Source organism: Ochrobactrum sp. CGA5 (assembly GCF_006345815.1).
GTDB lineage: Bacteria > Pseudomonadota > Alphaproteobacteria > Rhizobiales > Rhizobiaceae > Brucella.
Genome location: NZ_VCIG01000038.1, coordinates 741,108 through 756,161, shown reverse-complemented (window position 1 = coordinate 756,161; position 15,054 = coordinate 741,108). Strand labels below are relative to the sequence as shown.

Below are 15,054 nucleotides of genomic sequence, written 5' to 3'. Positions count from 1 at the left end.
GAATGGCGGGTATCGGCGGAAATCGAAAGAGGCCGGTACCGGTCGTTTCATGCTGTCTGGTTGATCGCATCTGCCAGATGGAAATTTTTGTAACTCAAGGAGAACAGACGTGGCACGTATCGCTGGCGTCAACATCCCGACGAACAAGCGCGTTGTTATTGCGCTTCAGTACATCCATGGGATTGGACCGAAATTTGCTCGGGAAATCGTAACGAAGGTCGGCATTGCTGACGATCGTCGCGTTAACCAGCTGTCGGATGCTGAAGTCCTTCAGATCCGCGAAGCAATCGATGCTGACTATCAGGTCGAAGGTGACCTGCGTCGTGAAGTCTCGATGAACATCAAGCGCTTGATGGACCTGGGCTGCTATCGCGGTCTGCGTCATCGTCGTTCGCTGCCGGTTCGCGGTCAGCGCACGCACACCAACGCACGCACCCGCAAGGGTCCGGCGAAGGCAATCGCAGGCAAGAAGAAGTAATTTCGACGGAACGTGTGTTCCGTCGTGCCTTTCCGGTGCGCCGGCTGGGTTTGATTGCTGGTCCTTTCTAGAGGACCGGTGTAGCCGCTGGAATTACGGCGGTGTAGAGATCGATTGAAAGGACTATCATGGCCAAGGAAGCCACGCGCGTTCGCCGTCGCGAGCGTAAAAACATCTCGTCGGGCGTTGCCCACGTAAATTCGACGTTCAACAATACCATGATCACCATCACGGATGCTCAGGGCAATGCGATTGCCTGGTCGTCTGCCGGTGCTCAGGGCTTCAAGGGTTCGCGTAAGTCGACCCCGTTCGCCGCTCAGATCGCTGCCGAAGATTGCGCCAAGAAGGCACAGGAACACGGCATGCGCTCCCTCGAAGTCGAGGTTTGCGGACCGGGCTCTGGCCGTGAATCTGCGCTGCGCGCCCTTCAGGCTGCCGGCTTTGTGATCACGTCGATCCGCGATGTTACGCCGATCCCGCACAACGGTTGCCGTCCGCGCAAGAAGCGCCGGGTCTAATCCTCGTTCACATGCCGTACGAGCCTCGGGCTTTTCAAGTTCGGGGCTCCTCTGCGGTTTCTACACTTGATCGCTACGATAGGATGGTAGCGACGATTGATAGAGGGATACTTACATGATCCAGAAGAACTGGCAGGAACTCATCAAGCCGAACAAGGTGGACTTCATCACCAACGGCTCACGCACGCATGCAACCGTTGTTGCTGAGCCGCTGGAACGCGGCTTTGGTCTGACGCTCGGTAACGCGCTGCGTCGCGTGCTTCTGTCGTCGCTTCGCGGCGCTGCTGTGACCGCCATTCAGATCGATGGCGTTCTGCATGAATTCTCTTCGATTCCGGGTGTCCGCGAAGACGTTACGGATATCGTTCTGAACGTCAAGGAAATCGCCATCCGCATGGAAGGCGAGGGCCCGAAGCGCATGGTTGTCCGCAAGGAAGGCCCAGGCGTCGTTACGGCTGGCGACATTCAGACTGTCGGCGATGTCGAGATCCTCAACCCGGATCACGTTATCTGCACGCTGGATGAAGGCGCTGAAATCCGCATGGAATTCACCGTCAACACCGGCAAGGGCTACGTGCCTGCCGACCGCAACCGTGCGGAAGATGCGCCGATCGGGCTTATCCCGGTTGACAGCCTCTACTCTCCGGTTCGCAAGGTGTCGTACAAGATCGAGAACACCCGTGAAGGTCAGGTTCTCGATTATGACAAGCTGACGCTGAACATCGAGACAAACGGCTCGGTCAGCGGCGAAGACGCGGTGGCATATGCTGCTCGTATTCTCCAGGACCAGCTGGCGATTTTCGTCAACTTCGAAGAGCCTCAGAAAGAAGCTCCGCAGGAACAGGTTGCGGAACTGGCTTTCAACCCAGCTCTTCTCAAGAAGGTGGACGAACTCGAACTGTCAGTCCGTTCGGCAAACTGCCTGAAGAACGACAACATCGTCTACATCGGCGATCTGATCCAGAAGACGGAAGCCGAGATGCTGCGGACTCCGAATTTCGGCCGCAAGTCGCTCAACGAGATCAAGGAAGTTCTGGCATCGATGGGTCTCCATCTGGGTATGGAAATCCCATCCTGGCCGCCGGAAAACATCGAAGATCTCGCAAAGCGCTACGAAGACCAATATTAAGACCGGCAATCCGGCTAGAACTAATTAAGGAGAAGGCTCATGCGTCACGGTAACGGATACCGTAAGCTGAACCGCACTGCCTCGCACCGCAAGGCGATGTTCGCCAATATGGCTGCTTCGCTTATCGAACACGAGCAGATTGTGACGACGCTTCCTAAAGCTAAGGAAATTCGCCCGATCGTTGAAAAGCTTGTCACGCTCGGCAAGCGCGGCGATCTGCATGCCCGCCGTCAGGCTATCTCGGCTATTCGCGACGTCAAGCTTGTCGCAAAGCTGTTCGATACGCTGGCTGCCCGTTATGCAACGCGCAACGGTGGTTATATCCGCATCATGAAGGCTGGCTTCCGCGCTGGCGACAATGCGCCATTGGCTGTTGTTGAATTCGTGGAACGCGATGTCGATGCAAAGGGCAAGGCTGACCGCGCCCGTGTCGAAGCCGAACAGGCTGCTGAAGCAGACGCAGCATAATCTGCGCTGTTCTGTTGATTGAAAAGGGCCGCCTCGCGCGGCCCTTTTTGTTTGCGCATGCCGAAGGTTTACGAAAAATTGCCGGTTAGCTATCCATGACCACAATGTGGCCCTTTATCCTTGCCTTCAGTTGACTACATTCAAGATCGAGTCTTGCATGCTTTCCCGAAAGCGGCAGTAAGCTTGATAAGCGCGGAGTATGTGCATGAATTGGCGACGTTTAGGTATATTGGGTCTTGTTGTGGCATCAATCGGACTGGCTGTGCCGTCCGCTATGGCGCAGGATACACCTGCGACACCTCCCAAAGAAGTGCCGCTCAGCCGCGCTGATATGCAGCTTTCCTTCGCTCCACTAGTGAAAATGACGACACCGGCCGTTGTGAATGTCTATGCGGCGCGCCAGGTCCAGGCACGCTCGCCCTTCGCCGGCGATCCGTTTTTCGAGCAGTTTTTCGGGCGGCAGTTCGGTGAAAGCAAACCACGTATACAGCAGTCGCTTGGTTCCGGCGTGATTGTTGACAGTTCCGGTATTGTCGTGACGAACAATCACGTTATCAAGGATGCCGACGAGATTAAGGTTGCCTTGTCGGATGGGCGTGAGTTTGAAAGCAAGCTGCTTTTGCGTGATGAAACCACAGATCTTGCGGTGCTGAAAATCGAAGCCAAGGACAAGTTTCCTGTCTTGGGTCTTGGTAATTCCGACGAAGTCGAAGTTGGTGATCTGGTCCTGGCCATCGGCAATCCGTTTGGTGTCGGTCAGACCGTGACGAGCGGTATTGTATCGGCACAGTCCCGCACTCAAGTTGGCATTTCTGATTTCGATTTTTTCATCCAGACAGATGCGGCCATCAATCCCGGTAACTCCGGCGGAGCCCTGATTGACATGCGCGGACGCCTGATCGGTATCAATACTGCGATCTATTCGCGTTCTGGCGGCTCGGTGGGCATTGGTTTTGCTATTCCGTCCAACATGGTTCGAGCCGTTGTAGAAGCAGCGCAGAATGGCAGCAAGAGCTTCGAGCGTCCCTATATTGGCGCGACTTTTCAGGGCGTGACTTCCGATCTGGCCGAAGGTCTTGGAATGGAAAAGCCATATGGGGCTCTGATCACGGCAGTTGCAAAAGGTGGCCCTGCTGAAAAGGCAGGGCTGAAGATCGGTGATGTGGTTCTGTCTGTTCAGGGTGTTCGTGTCGATAATCAGGATGTGCTTGGTTATCGTCTGTCGACAGCGGGCATAGGAAACACAGTATCGGTCGAAGTCATGAGGGCTGGAAAGAACCAAACCATCCCTGTGAAACTTTCCAAGGCGCCTGAAGTTAAGGAAACCGCGCCGCAGGTTATCGAGGGAGATAATCCATTTGCGGGTGCCTCGGTACTTGAACTCACACCTTCGACGGCTGCAAAGCTACGTCTCAAGCGCGATAGCCAAGGGGTGGCGGTGGTAGACATCTATTCCGGTTCGCCAGCGGCGCGGCTTGGACTGCGCCCCGGAGACATCGTTCGCAGCATAAACGGCAATCCTATCCGGACCGTGGGTGATATGACTGCAATTCTGGATGCAGGACGTGGTCTTGCATGGCGGCTTGAGGTGGAACGAAACGGAATGCTGTTGCGCCAATTCGTGCGTTGATCGGATAATTGCAGCTTAGCTTGCATGCCGCTTCGGGTCGCATTATGCCTGAAGCGGCATTGATTTTTAATAGAGCAAGTGAATGAGCGATCTATTTTCAGCAGCGGCAGATCCGAACGCGGACCGCAACCGGCCGCTCGCTGACCGTCTTCGCCCGAAGCATTTGTCGGAAGTGACCGGTCAGGAACATCTGACCGGCCCGCAAGGCGTGCTGACGCGCATGATTGCATCCGGCTCGCTCGGCTCCATGATATTCTGGGGGCCGCCGGGAACGGGAAAAACGACGGTAGCCCGTCTGCTTGCTGGAGAAACCGACCTGGCGTTCGAACAGATTTCAGCAATTTTTTCCGGGGTTGCTGATCTGAAGAAGGTTTTTGAGTCGGCACGCGCGCGGCGCATGTCAGGGCGCCAGACACTGCTTTTCGTAGACGAAATTCATCGCTTCAATCGCGCGCAACAGGATTCGTTCCTGCCGGTCATGGAAGACGGCACCGTTATCCTGATTGGCGCGACGACGGAAAACCCATCATTCGAGCTCAATGCCGCTCTTCTTTCCCGGGCGAGGGTGCTGACTTTTCATCCCCATGATGGCAAGAGCATTGCAACACTTCTGACCCGTGCTGAAGAGCAGGAAGAACGCAACTTGCCGTTAGATGACGAAGCGCGGGCAAGCCTTGTTCGTATGGCCGATGGTGATGGGCGTGCTGCGTTGACCCTTGCCGAAGAAATCTGGCGTGCGGCGCGCCCCGATGAAGTGTTTTCTGCTGAGAAGCTGCAGGATGTCGTGCAACGACGCGCCCCGGTTTATGACAAGGGACAGGATGGACATTACAATCTGATCTCAGCACTGCATAAATCCGTGCGAGGATCGGACCCCGACGCTGCGCTCTACTATCTTTCCCGTATGTTCGATGCGGGCGAGGACCCGCTATATCTAGGACGACGGCTTGTCCGAATGGCTGTGGAAGATATCGGCCTTGCTGACCCGCAGGCACTGGTCATCTGTAACGCTGCAAAGGACGCCTATGAGTATCTCGGTTCGCCGGAAGGCGAACTGGCATTGGCGCAGGCTTGTGTTTATCTCGCGACCGCCCCGAAATCGAACGCGGTCTATTTGGCATACAAGGCCTCGATGCGCGCGGCCAAGGAAAATGGTTCTTTGCTGCCACCGAAACATATTCTCAACGCCCCGACCAAGCTCATGAAGAACGAGGGCTATGGTGATGGCTATGCCTACGATCATGATCAGCCAGATGCGTTTTCAGGACAGGACTACTTCCCGGAAAGCATGGGCAGACAGAAATTCTACGACCCGCCGGAGCGGGGTTTTGAGCGTGATATCCGCAAGCGCCTCGAATATTGGGCGCGGTTGCGGCAGGAGCGTCAGGGGCGCCGTTGAAGCTTTGAGCGGTTCTGTCCCAGTGAAATTGCTATAGCCATTTGTTTTCGGGCAGATCCGACTGTTAGAAATGCACTATCCCGATAGTTGTCCACATTCATCCACAGCTCGGCTGCTGTCGTATTGGCAGCGGCTTTTGCTTATCTTCTTCACGCGAGTTTGAAGGCAAAAGGAAGGGTATCTGTCGTTGGAAAGGTCTTCTTAATTTTTACGCTTTATCAATTTTTGCAAAGAGACGAGGTTTTCCATGATGCGCGTTTTGTTTCTCGTCGCGCTCGTGATCCTAGGAGGCTGCGCGACCGCCCCAAGGCAGGTCAACAATGTGTGTGCAGTCTTTGATCAACGCGACGGTTGGTTCAATAATTGGCAGAAGGCGGCCGCGCGGGTATCGCGTGAATTCGGTGTTCCGGTTCCGGTTCTGATGGCAACAATCTATACCGAATCGGGCTTTCAGCCCTATGCTCGCCCGCCACGTACGAAGATTCTCTGGATTATTCCGTGGAAGAGGCCTTCCAGTGCCTATGGCTATTCGCAGGCACTCGACGGCACATGGGACCGCTACAAGCGAGAAACGGGACATTGGACTGCGTCACGGACAAGTTTTGCCGACGCAATTCATTTCATTGGCTGGTATCATTATCAGAGTTATCTAAAGAATGGCATTAACCGCAACGATGCCTATAGCCTTTACCTAGCCTACTATTCTGGTCACGGCGGCTACGCACGTGGCACCTGGCGCGGAAATGCGACAGCCCTCAATGGCGCAAAACGCGCTCAATCCATGGCTAATCGTTATGCTGCGCAGTTGCGCAGTTGTGGAGGCTTCAGTTAAAAAGCGAGAAGCCGGTTCAAACTCGCATTTGAGACACCATCCGGCCTTAATCGCTATTATCATGCGAGCGGATTCGCTAATTGAGGATGACCATTTCATGCTGAAGAAAATCGGTATTGCCCTTTTCGCCGCCACATTTCTGGCTGGCTGCACCACGGACCCTTATACCGGGGAACAGAAGATGTCGAACACCGCGGGTGGTGCTGCAATTGGCGCGGCTGTGGGCGCTCTCGGCGGTCTGATGGTCGGCGGTTCCAGCCGCGCTCAACGCAATGCCGTTCTGATCGGTGCCGGTATTGGTGCACTCGGCGGTGGCGCGATCGGCAACTACATGGATCGTCAGGAAAACGAGCTCCGCGCACAGTTGCAGGGCACTGGTGTTTCCGTGACCCGTAATGGTGACCAGATCATCCTGAACATGCCATCTAGCATCACTTTCGATACAGATCAGGATCAGGTGAAGAGCCAGTTCTATCCCACGCTTAACTCGGTCGCGATTGTGCTGCGCAAGTTTAACCAGACGCTTGTGGACGTTTATGGACATACCGATTCGACAGGTAGCGTTAGCCACAACCAGGCTCTTTCGCAGCGCCGCGCCGCGTCGGTTGCAAGCTATCTCGGTTCGCAGGGCATTGATCCGCGTCGTTTTGCCGTTATCGGCTATGGCGCGAGCCAGCCTGTTGCCACTAACGCAACGCCGGAAGGCCGCGCGCAGAACCGTCGCGTGGAAATTCAGATATCGCCGCTTCGCGCCGCAAGATGATTTCCTTCCAAGCGGTTTATTGACTTCAAACAACGCAGTCCTTCGAAAGAGGGGCTGCGTTTTTCTATGCCCCTCCGAATCGATCAAGAGGCAATTTGGTTTGAATTAAGTTAGATCATGGATAGTTCGATTATTTTCATATTTGCTGATGTTAAAGAACGATTATAGAACAAAAATATGTAATTGTTTATATTCAATAAGTTAGCACCATTGCCAAATGAGAACAAAACAGATACAAATAGATCGTGGCAACGAGCCTGCTGGGCTTCTAGCGAGACAAGAGGATGGTGTAAGATGTCTCAGAATTCATTGCGACTTGTTGAGGAAAATTCAGTGGATAAGACTAAGGCTCTCGATGCGGCGTTGTCGCAGATCGAAAGGGCGTTCGGTAAAGGCTCGATCATGCGCCTTGGCCAGAACGATCAGGTGGTCGAGATCGAAACCGTATCGACCGGATCGCTCTCGCTGGACATTGCGCTCGGCGTTGGTGGCTTGCCTAAAGGACGTATTGTCGAGATTTACGGGCCGGAAAGCTCTGGTAAGACGACACTTGCATTGCACACGATCGCGGAAGCACAGAAGCGAGGCGGCATCTGTGCGTTCGTTGACGCGGAACATGCGCTTGATCCGGTCTATGCGCGCAAGCTGGGTGTCGATCTGGAGAACCTGCTGATTTCGCAGCCGGATACGGGCGAACAGGCACTTGAAATCACTGACACGCTTGTGCGTTCCGGCGCTATCGACGTTCTCGTCGTTGACTCCGTCGCCGCTTTGACACCGCGTGCGGAAATCGAAGGTGAAATGGGCGACTCTTTGCCGGGCCTTCAGGCGCGTCTCATGAGCCAGGCGCTCCGCAAGCTTACCGCGTCGATTTCACGTTCGAATTGCATGGTGATTTTCATCAACCAGATTCGTATGAAGATCGGCGTGATGTTTGGTTCACCGGAAACAACGACCGGCGGTAACGCGCTTAAATTCTATGCTTCGGTTCGTCTTGATATTCGCCGTATCGGTTCGATCAAGGAACGCGACGAAGTTGTTGGCAACCAGACCCGCGTGAAGGTCGTCAAGAACAAGCTTGCACCTCCTTTCAAGCAGGTCGAATTTGACATCATGTACGGCGCTGGCGTTTCCAAGACGGGCGAGCTGGTTGATCTTGGTGTAAAAGCGGGTGTTGTCGAGAAGTCAGGTGCGTGGTTCTCGTATAATTCACAGCGACTGGGACAGGGCCGTGAAAACGCCAAGCAATATCTGAAGGATAATCCGGAAGTGGCCCGCGAGATCGAAACCACGCTTCGTCAGAATGCTGGTCTGATTGCTGAACAGTTTCTCGAAGATGGCGGACCGGAAGACGATGCAGGTGACGCTGCCGAAATGTAAGATCGCCAGCATCGAACGAATTATTGAAGCCCCGTGCAATAGCATGGGGCTTTTGTTTTACCATGAGATGCCTCTGTGGGGCGCACCAAGCTGATTTCTCGATCGTTCGACAGAAATTGCTTTTATGGCGCAGCGTACTTATCTGGACAGAAAAGCAAGGCCTCGTTAAAAGCGGTCAACCGAAAACTCCACTCCACATCCTGGCTGTGCGGGAGAGCCTCGGACCTTCAATGATGGTTGGCGGCTGTGGGAGTTTGAACAGGATAATTGATGCAGCTTTTCCGCAAGCTGTATCCATGCAGGGCAAAAAAGCCCAAGGGTGACTTATGGCTGGCGTCAACGAGATTAGGTCCACATTCCTCGACTATTTCCGCAAGAACGGACACGAGGTCGTTCCATCAAGTCCGCTCGTTCCGCGCAACGACCCGACGCTCATGTTCACCAATGCGGGCATGGTGCAGTTCAAGAATGTTTTTACGGGCCTTGAGCATCGTTCCTACAATCGTGCGACCACCTCCCAGAAATGCGTTCGCGCTGGCGGCAAACACAACGATCTGGACAATGTCGGTTATACGGCCCGTCACCACACTTTTTTTGAAATGCTCGGCAACTTCTCGTTTGGCGACTATTTCAAGGAAGATGCCATCAGCTTCGCCTGGAACCTGATCACGAAGGAATTTTGCCTTCCGAAAGACAAGCTGCTCGTCACCGTTTATCATACGGACGACGATGCGGCGAATTATTGGAAGAAGATCGCCGGTCTTTCCGATGACCGCATTATCCGCATTGCCACCAGCGATAATTTCTGGGCCATGGGCGACACGGGTCCTTGCGGTCCTTGCTCTGAGATATTCTTTGACCACGGCGATCATATCTGGGGTGGACCTCCCGGTTCGCCTGATGAAGACGGGGACCGTTTCATCGAAATCTGGAACCTTGTTTTCATGCAGTTCGAGCAGCTCACGCCCGAACAGCGCATCGACCTGCCGCGTCCGTCCATCGATACCGGCATGGGGCTGGAACGCGTTGCTGCGGTTCTACAGGGCGTGCATGACAATTACGATATCGATCTCTTCAAGGCATTGATACGCGCTTCGGAAGAAGCGACTGGTGTGAAGGCCGAAGGCGAATTTCGTGCCAGCCACCGCGTGATCGCCGATCATCTGCGCGCTTCTAGCTTCCTGATTGCCGACGGTGTTCTGCCGTCCAACGAAGGCCGCGGCTATGTGCTGCGTCGCATTATGCGCCGCGCAATGCGTCACGCTCAGCTTTTAGGTGCGAAAGAGCCGCTAATGTGGCGTCTCCTGCCTACCCTGATCCGCGAGATGGGGCAGGCCTATCCTGAACTCATCCGCGCGGATGCACTGATTTCCGAAACGCTCAAGCTTGAAGAAACCCGGTTCCGCAAGACGCTGGATCGCGGTCTTGGCCTTCTGTCGGATGCGACGGAAAGCCTTGTTGAAGGTGATCGCCTCGACGGTGAAACCGCTTTCAAGCTTTACGATACCTATGGCTTCCCGCTCGATCTGACGCAGGATGCTCTTCGTCAGCGCGGCATTACCGTCGATACTGATGGCTTCAGTGCCGCCATGGAACGCCAGAAGGCCGAGGCCCGTGCCAATTGGGCTGGTTCCGGCGAAGCTGCAACTGAAACGATCTGGTTTGGTATCAAGGACAAAGTCGGTGCGACTGAATTCCTCGGATATGAGACCGAAGTTGCCGAGGGCGTAGTTACTGCGCTTGTCCGCGACGGCGCGGAAGTGCAGTCGGCTTCGGAAGGCGAGACCATATCGGTGGTGGTCAACCAGACGCCATTCTATGGTGAATCTGGTGGCCAGCAGGGCGACACGGGCACGATCTCCGGTGAAGGTTTCGTTATCACGGTCAAGGACACGCAGAAGAAGGGCGAGGGCGTCTTTGTCCATATGGGCAAAGTCACCAAGGGGACTGCGAAGACTGGTGATGCCGTTGAGCTGAAAGTGGATTCGGTGCGCCGTACGCGCATCCGCTCCAATCACTCGGCAACGCATCTTCTGCATGAGGCGCTGCGGGAAACGCTTGGTAGCCATGTCGCACAGAAGGGCTCGCTTGTTGCGCCGGATCGTCTGCGTTTCGATTTTTCGCATCCAAAGCCGATTTCGGCTGAAGAGCTGACGCAGGTGGAAAATCTCGCGAACGAAATCATTCTGCAGAATGCTCCTGTCAGCACCCGTCTGATGGCCGTCGATGATGCCATCGCCGAAGGTGCAATGGCGCTATTCGGAGAAAAATACGGTGATGAAGTGCGCGTCGTGTCCATGGGCACGGCCAAGCATGGTTCGAAAGAAGGCAAGGCATATTCGGTCGAGCTTTGCGGCGGCACGCATGTGCGCCAGACCGGCGACATCGGCCTTGTCCGCATCGTGTCGGAAGGCGCGGTTGCCGCTGGCGTACGGCGTATGGAAGCGCTGACGGGTGAGGCGGCACGTCTTTACCTCGAAGAGCAGGATGAGCGCGTAAAGGCCATCGCCGGTGCGCTGAAGACGACACCGTCTGAGGCGCTGGAACGTGTCAATGCCCTGCTTGATGAACGCAAGAAGCTGGAGCGTGAGCTTGCCGATGCTCGCAAGAAGCTTGCGCTTGGCGGCGGTACGGCAGATGGCGGCAGCGCCGTTGAAGCCATCAATGGCGTCAATTTCCTCGGCAAAGTCGTAACTGGTGTTTCCCCGCGTGATCTCAAGCCGCTTGCCGACGAAGGCAAGAAGCAAGTCGTTTCCGGCGTCGTACTGTTTATCGGCGTGGGGGAAGATGGCAAGGCCAGCGCGGTTGCTGCGGTGACGGAAGATCTGGTTGGGCGCTTCAGCGCGGTCGATATGGTTCGTGCTGCTTCTGCTGCCCTTGGCGGTGCAGGCGGCGGCGGTCGCCCGGATATGGCACAGGCTGGTGGGCCGGATGGCGACAAGGCTGATGCTGCGATTGCAGCAGTCAAGGCCCTGATCGTCTAACGTAATTTGAAAAGGCCGGGACAACCCGGCCTTTTCTGTTACAGGAATCAGGCCGCATGAATTATGCGGCTATCGTCAGGCGCCTCGCTTCGCTCGTCCAGACCATAGTCACGCATGACGTTGGCAACGCGCAAGCGGTAGTTCTCAAAAACACCATTGCGGCCCTGTCCTTGTGCTACCCGATGAGATGGTAGATTGCGCCATTCGCGCACAGCGTCTTCGTCGCGCCAGAACGAGAGTGACAGCAATTTGTCGGGATCGGCCAGACTTTGAAAGCGCTCGATCGAGAGAAAACCGTCAATTCTGGAAAGATCTTCGCGCAAGCTTGCAGCAATATCGAGATACTGCTCGCGCCTGCTGTCATCGGCAGGCCAGACTTCGAATATGACGGCAATCATGGCTTGATGAACTCCCCATGTGGTGCAGATTGAAGCCTAAGGAAAATGCGATCCTCGGATCGGATGAATTGTTCTCTGCGCGCAAATTCATAATTCTCGCGCCCCAGCGGATCGGCTGCAAGCCGAGCCCGGTACGCTTCGTATGCGGCAAGGTTCTCGATTGAATAGATGCCGTACGCTGTGGTCGACGAACCTTCATGGGGCCCGAAATAGCCAATGAGATTAGCACCACAGCGTGGTATAGCCTGTCCCCAGTTACGCGCATATTCTGCAAAGGCATCCGCTTTGAATGGGTCGATCTGATAGCGGATGAAACAGGTAATCATGTGTGTCTCCTTCAAATGCTTGTCTTCGATGGTGACAATGTAGCAATTGAACTACCTCCATAGTTCGGTTAGCATCGAAGTATGAAAGATGGACCGATCATAGCTTCCGTTGCAGCACTTCTTGGCGACCCGGCACGTGCAAACATGCTCACCGCGCTGATGGATGGCCGCGCGCTAACGGTTAGTGAACTTGCCTCGGCCGCAGGTGTCACACTGCAAACCGCCAGTGGACATCTTGCAAAGCTTGATGCGGCCAATCTTCTGGTCGCTGAAAAGCAGGGCAGGCACCGCTATTTTCGGCTTTCAGGGCCGGATGTGGCACAGGTCCTTGAAAGCCTTATGGGCCTTGCCCAACGTACCGGCGCCGTAAGGGTGCGGACTGGTCCGAAAGATCAGGCATTGCGCAAGGCGCGCATCTGTTATGACCACTTGGCTGGTGAGCGTGGTGTGGAAATGCTCGATGCTTCGCATCGGCTTGGATTGATTGTCGATGATAGCGAGCCGGTGCTGACGGAAAAAGGCAAGTCGTTTTTCAGTTGCCTCGGCGTCGATGTGACCACTCTGGAGCGGGGCAAGCGTCAAGTCTGCCGTCACTGCCTCGACTGGAGCGAGCGACGAAACCATCTGGGCGGCGCTCTCGGGGCGGCGCTCTTGAAACATTTCATTGCACAAGGCTGGGCACGCCGCGAAGCGGGGCGCGTCATCGCCTTCTCACCGAAAGGTGTGCAGGCATTCTCGCGCACATTTGAGCTGGCTGGTCAGACTTCGTCACCTGAACAGCCAGCGGTCGTTGGCTAGTGCTGTATGGCGGCCGCGGCTGCTTCGTCCAACTCAGTAGCCCGCTTCATTGCAGGGCGGTCCTTCAAACGGTCCCAATAGGCGACGAAAGCTCCTCTGGCGGGTAAAGTGCCAAACCGCAGGCCCCAGCCGATGTGTGAGCCGACATAAACGTCAGCCGCCGTGAACCGGTCGCCGGTGATATAAGGATGATGCGATACCGCTTTCTCCAAAGTGTTGACCACCGTGTCGTAATTGCCGTAGCCGACCATTCCCTGCTTGTCTGTGGGGATTTCAAATCCGAGTGCATGATTGGATAGGGCTGCCTCCACAGGACCGGACGTAAAGAACAGCCAGCGGAAAAAATCCGCGCGTTCATTGGGATGTGGCGCTAGGCCGGCTTCGGGAAATGTCGTTGCCAAATAGGCGCAGATTGCAGCCACTTCCGTCACTACCGCATCGCCGTGACGTAGGGCGGGAACTTTGCCCATCGGGTTGATTGTGCAGTAGTCGGGGCCTTTCATAGGCGGGCCAAAATCCAGAATTTCCACATCATAAGGTTTGCCGATCTCTTCCAGCATCCAGCGCGCAATACGTCCGCGCGACATCGGGTTGGTATAGAGCTTCAACTCAGCCATTTCATCCTCCCTGTAAGAGGTGGCAGGATGCGCTTTTTCCATTCAAAAGGAAATGAAAAAACCCGGCAGAACCGCTGCCGGGTTTTTCATATTAACGATCAAAGTCGAAAATTTTATCAGGCAGCCATGGCCTTCTGGAGATTTTCGTCGATCTTGTCGAGGAAGCCGGTAGTCGAGAGCCAAGGCTGATCCGGGCCGATGAGCAAGGCCAGATCCTTGGTCATGAAGCCGCTTTCGACGGTGTCCACGCAAACCTTTTCCAGCGTATCGGCAAAACGCTTCAGCTCGGCATTGTTGTCGAGCTTGGCACGGTGAGCGAGACCGCGGGTCCATGCGAAGATTGATGCGATCGAATTGGTCGAGGTTTCCTCGCCCTTCTGATGCTGGCGGTAGTGGCGGGTCACCGTGCCGTGTGCAGCTTCAGCCTCAACGGTCTTGCCATCCGGCGTCATCAGAACTGAGGTCATCAGGCCAAGCGAGCCGAAGCCCTGAGCAACGATATCCGACTGAACGTCGCCGTCGTAGTTCTTGCAAGCCCAGACGTAACCGCCGGACCACTTCAGCGCCGAAGCGACCATGTCGTCGATGAGGCGATGTTCGTACCAGATCTTGGCAGCCTTGAACTTGTCGGCGAATTCGGCATCGAAGACTTCCTGGAAGATGTCCTTGAAGCGGCCGTCATAAGCCTTGAGGATGGTGTTCTTGGTGGAGAGATAGACTGGGTAACCGCGCTGCAGGCCATAGTTGAAGGAAGCGCGGGCGAATTCGCGGATCGATTCGTCAAGATTGTACATGGCAAGAGCCACGCCAGCCGACGGAGCCTGATAGACTTCATGTTCAATGGTTTCGCCATCTTCACCGACGAACTTGATCGTCAGCGTTCCCTTGCCGGGGAACTTGAAGTCGGTCGCGCGATACTGGTCGCCGAAAGCGTGACGGCCAACGATTATCGGCTGGGTCCAGCCTGGTACGAGGCGCGGAACGTTCTTGCAGATAATGGGCTCGCGGAAAATCACGCCGCCGAGAATGTTGCGGATGGTGCCGTTTGGCGACTTCCACATCTTCTTGAGCTTGAACTCTTCAACGCGCGCTTCGTCCGGGGTGATCGTCGCGCACTTTACACCGACGCCATACTCCTTGATGGCGTTGGCTGCATCGATGGTGACCTGATCGTTGGTCGCATCGCGGTTTTCAACCGACAGATCGTAATATTTCAGATCGACGTCGAGATAGGGATGGATCAGCTTGTCCTTGATGAACTGCCAGATAATGCGGGTCATCTCGTCGCCGTCGAGTTCAACGACTGGGTTCGCAACCTTGATTTTTGCCATGGA

Annotated in this window: 15 protein-coding genes; 11 read left to right on the top strand and 4 right to left on the bottom strand. The window is 55.3% G+C overall.

Features of this window, described 5'->3' with window-relative positions; translation table 11 throughout:
• Window positions 1-109 precede the first annotated feature (109 nt).
• The 10 genes from rpsM (at window position 110) to alaS (ending at window position 11,581) form a co-directional block, all read left to right on the top strand.
• A complete protein-coding gene (rpsM, locus tag FJQ48_RS16725) occupies window positions 110-478 on the top strand; it encodes a 30S ribosomal protein S13 (RefSeq protein WP_006467002.1) in 369 nt (122 codons plus the stop codon).
• Window positions 479-606: 128 nt separating this feature from the next.
• Window positions 607-996, top strand: coding sequence for a 30S ribosomal protein S11 (rpsK, locus tag FJQ48_RS16720; RefSeq protein WP_002964339.1), 390 nt, complete (start codon window positions 607-609; stop codon window positions 994-996).
• A 115-nt stretch (window positions 997-1,111) separates the two neighbouring features.
• Window positions 1,112-2,125, top strand: a complete 1,014-nt coding sequence (locus FJQ48_RS16715) for a DNA-directed RNA polymerase subunit alpha (RefSeq protein ID WP_006467001.1) — start codon at window positions 1,112-1,114, stop codon at window positions 2,123-2,125.
• Window positions 2,126-2,164: 39 nt separating this feature from the next.
• Window positions 2,165-2,593 carry a 50S ribosomal protein L17 gene (gene rplQ, locus FJQ48_RS16710; protein WP_006467000.1) on the top strand — a complete coding sequence of 143 codons (429 nt, stop codon included), beginning with the start codon at window positions 2,165-2,167 and terminating at the stop codon, window positions 2,591-2,593.
• Between the two features lie 205 nt (window positions 2,594-2,798).
• Window positions 2,799-4,223 carry a DegQ family serine endoprotease gene (locus FJQ48_RS16705; RefSeq protein ID WP_139976072.1) on the top strand — a complete coding sequence of 475 codons (1,425 nt, stop codon included), beginning with the start codon at window positions 2,799-2,801 and terminating at the stop codon, window positions 4,221-4,223.
• Window positions 4,224-4,305: 82 nt separating this feature from the next.
• Window positions 4,306-5,622 (top strand): replication-associated recombination protein A, encoded by a 1,317-nt coding sequence (locus FJQ48_RS16700; protein ID WP_139976071.1) that lies wholly within the window; start codon window positions 4,306-4,308, stop codon window positions 5,620-5,622.
• A 247-nt stretch (window positions 5,623-5,869) separates the two neighbouring features.
• Window positions 5,870-6,454, top strand: coding sequence for a transglycosylase SLT domain-containing protein (locus tag FJQ48_RS16695; RefSeq protein ID WP_139976070.1), 585 nt, complete (start codon window positions 5,870-5,872; stop codon window positions 6,452-6,454).
• A 97-nt stretch (window positions 6,455-6,551) separates the two neighbouring features.
• Complete coding sequence (locus FJQ48_RS16690) at window positions 6,552-7,217, top strand: OmpA family protein (protein WP_139976069.1); 666 nt, start codon at window positions 6,552-6,554, stop codon at window positions 7,215-7,217.
• Between the two features lie 294 nt (window positions 7,218-7,511).
• Window positions 7,512-8,597, top strand: coding sequence for a recombinase RecA (gene recA / locus FJQ48_RS16685; RefSeq protein WP_139976068.1), 1,086 nt, complete (start codon window positions 7,512-7,514; stop codon window positions 8,595-8,597).
• A 326-nt stretch (window positions 8,598-8,923) separates the two neighbouring features.
• Entirely contained in the window at window positions 8,924-11,581 is a 2,658-nt protein-coding gene (gene alaS, locus FJQ48_RS16680; protein ID WP_139976067.1) for an alanine--tRNA ligase, read from the top strand.
• A 47-nt stretch (window positions 11,582-11,628) separates the two neighbouring features.
• Here the strand turns inward: alaS and FJQ48_RS16675 are convergent, their stop codons facing one another.
• Window positions 11,629-11,979, bottom strand: coding sequence for an antibiotic biosynthesis monooxygenase (locus tag FJQ48_RS16675; RefSeq protein WP_139976066.1), 351 nt, complete (start codon window positions 11,977-11,979; stop codon window positions 11,629-11,631).
• Complete coding sequence (locus tag FJQ48_RS16670; RefSeq protein WP_139976065.1) at window positions 11,976-12,305, bottom strand: NIPSNAP family protein; 330 nt, start codon at window positions 12,303-12,305, stop codon at window positions 11,976-11,978. The genes FJQ48_RS16675 and FJQ48_RS16670 overlap by 4 nt, the downstream gene beginning before the upstream one ends.
• Window positions 12,306-12,386: 81 nt before the next feature.
• On the opposite strand from FJQ48_RS16670, the gene FJQ48_RS16665 reads away from it, so the two are divergent.
• Window positions 12,387-13,103, top strand: coding sequence for a winged helix-turn-helix domain-containing protein (locus FJQ48_RS16665; protein WP_139976064.1), 717 nt, complete (start codon window positions 12,387-12,389; stop codon window positions 13,101-13,103).
• On the opposite strand, the gene FJQ48_RS16660 is transcribed toward FJQ48_RS16665, so the two are convergent.
• Together FJQ48_RS16660 and FJQ48_RS16655 are read right to left on the bottom strand one after the other, a co-directional pair.
• On the bottom strand, window positions 13,100-13,720 hold the full coding sequence (locus FJQ48_RS16660; protein ID WP_139976063.1) for a glutathione S-transferase family protein: 621 nt from the start codon (window positions 13,718-13,720) through the stop codon (window positions 13,100-13,102). The two genes, FJQ48_RS16665 and FJQ48_RS16660, sit on opposite strands and share 4 nt — an antisense overlap.
• Before the next feature lie 116 nt (window positions 13,721-13,836).
• Entirely contained in the window at window positions 13,837-15,051 is a 1,215-nt protein-coding gene (locus FJQ48_RS16655) for an NADP-dependent isocitrate dehydrogenase (RefSeq protein ID WP_139976062.1), read from the bottom strand.
• Window positions 15,052-15,054: the final 3 nt, after the last annotated feature.

Bases quoted from the DNA above. Each gene is read 5' to 3' on its own strand.
- recA (WP_139976068.1), top strand. From the start codon at position 7,512: ATGTCTCAGAATTCATTGCGACTTGTTGAGGAAAATTCAGTGGATAAG.
- FJQ48_RS16655 (WP_139976062.1), bottom strand. From the start codon at position 15,051: ATGGCAAAAATCAAGGTTGCGAACCCAGTCGTTGAACTCGACGGCGAC.
- FJQ48_RS16700 (WP_139976071.1), top strand. From the start codon at position 4,306: ATGAGCGATCTATTTTCAGCAGCGGCAGATCCGAACGCGGACCGCAAC.
- FJQ48_RS16675 (WP_139976066.1), bottom strand. From the start codon at position 11,979: ATGATTGCCGTCATATTCGAAGTCTGGCCTGCCGATGACAGCAGGCGC.
- rpsK (WP_002964339.1), top strand. From the start codon at position 607: ATGGCCAAGGAAGCCACGCGCGTTCGCCGTCGCGAGCGTAAAAACATC.
- rplQ (WP_006467000.1), top strand. From the start codon at position 2,165: ATGCGTCACGGTAACGGATACCGTAAGCTGAACCGCACTGCCTCGCAC.
- FJQ48_RS16690 (WP_139976069.1), top strand. From the start codon at position 6,552: ATGCTGAAGAAAATCGGTATTGCCCTTTTCGCCGCCACATTTCTGGCT.
- FJQ48_RS16660 (WP_139976063.1), bottom strand. From the start codon at position 13,720: ATGGCTGAGTTGAAGCTCTATACCAACCCGATGTCGCGCGGACGTATT.
- FJQ48_RS16665 (WP_139976064.1), top strand. From the start codon at position 12,387: ATGAAAGATGGACCGATCATAGCTTCCGTTGCAGCACTTCTTGGCGAC.
- FJQ48_RS16715 (WP_006467001.1), top strand. From the start codon at position 1,112: ATGATCCAGAAGAACTGGCAGGAACTCATCAAGCCGAACAAGGTGGAC.
- FJQ48_RS16670 (WP_139976065.1), bottom strand. From the start codon at position 12,305: ATGATTACCTGTTTCATCCGCTATCAGATCGACCCATTCAAAGCGGAT.
- FJQ48_RS16705 (WP_139976072.1), top strand. From the start codon at position 2,799: ATGAATTGGCGACGTTTAGGTATATTGGGTCTTGTTGTGGCATCAATC.
- alaS (WP_139976067.1), top strand. From the start codon at position 8,924: ATGGCTGGCGTCAACGAGATTAGGTCCACATTCCTCGACTATTTCCGC.
- FJQ48_RS16695 (WP_139976070.1), top strand. From the start codon at position 5,870: ATGATGCGCGTTTTGTTTCTCGTCGCGCTCGTGATCCTAGGAGGCTGC.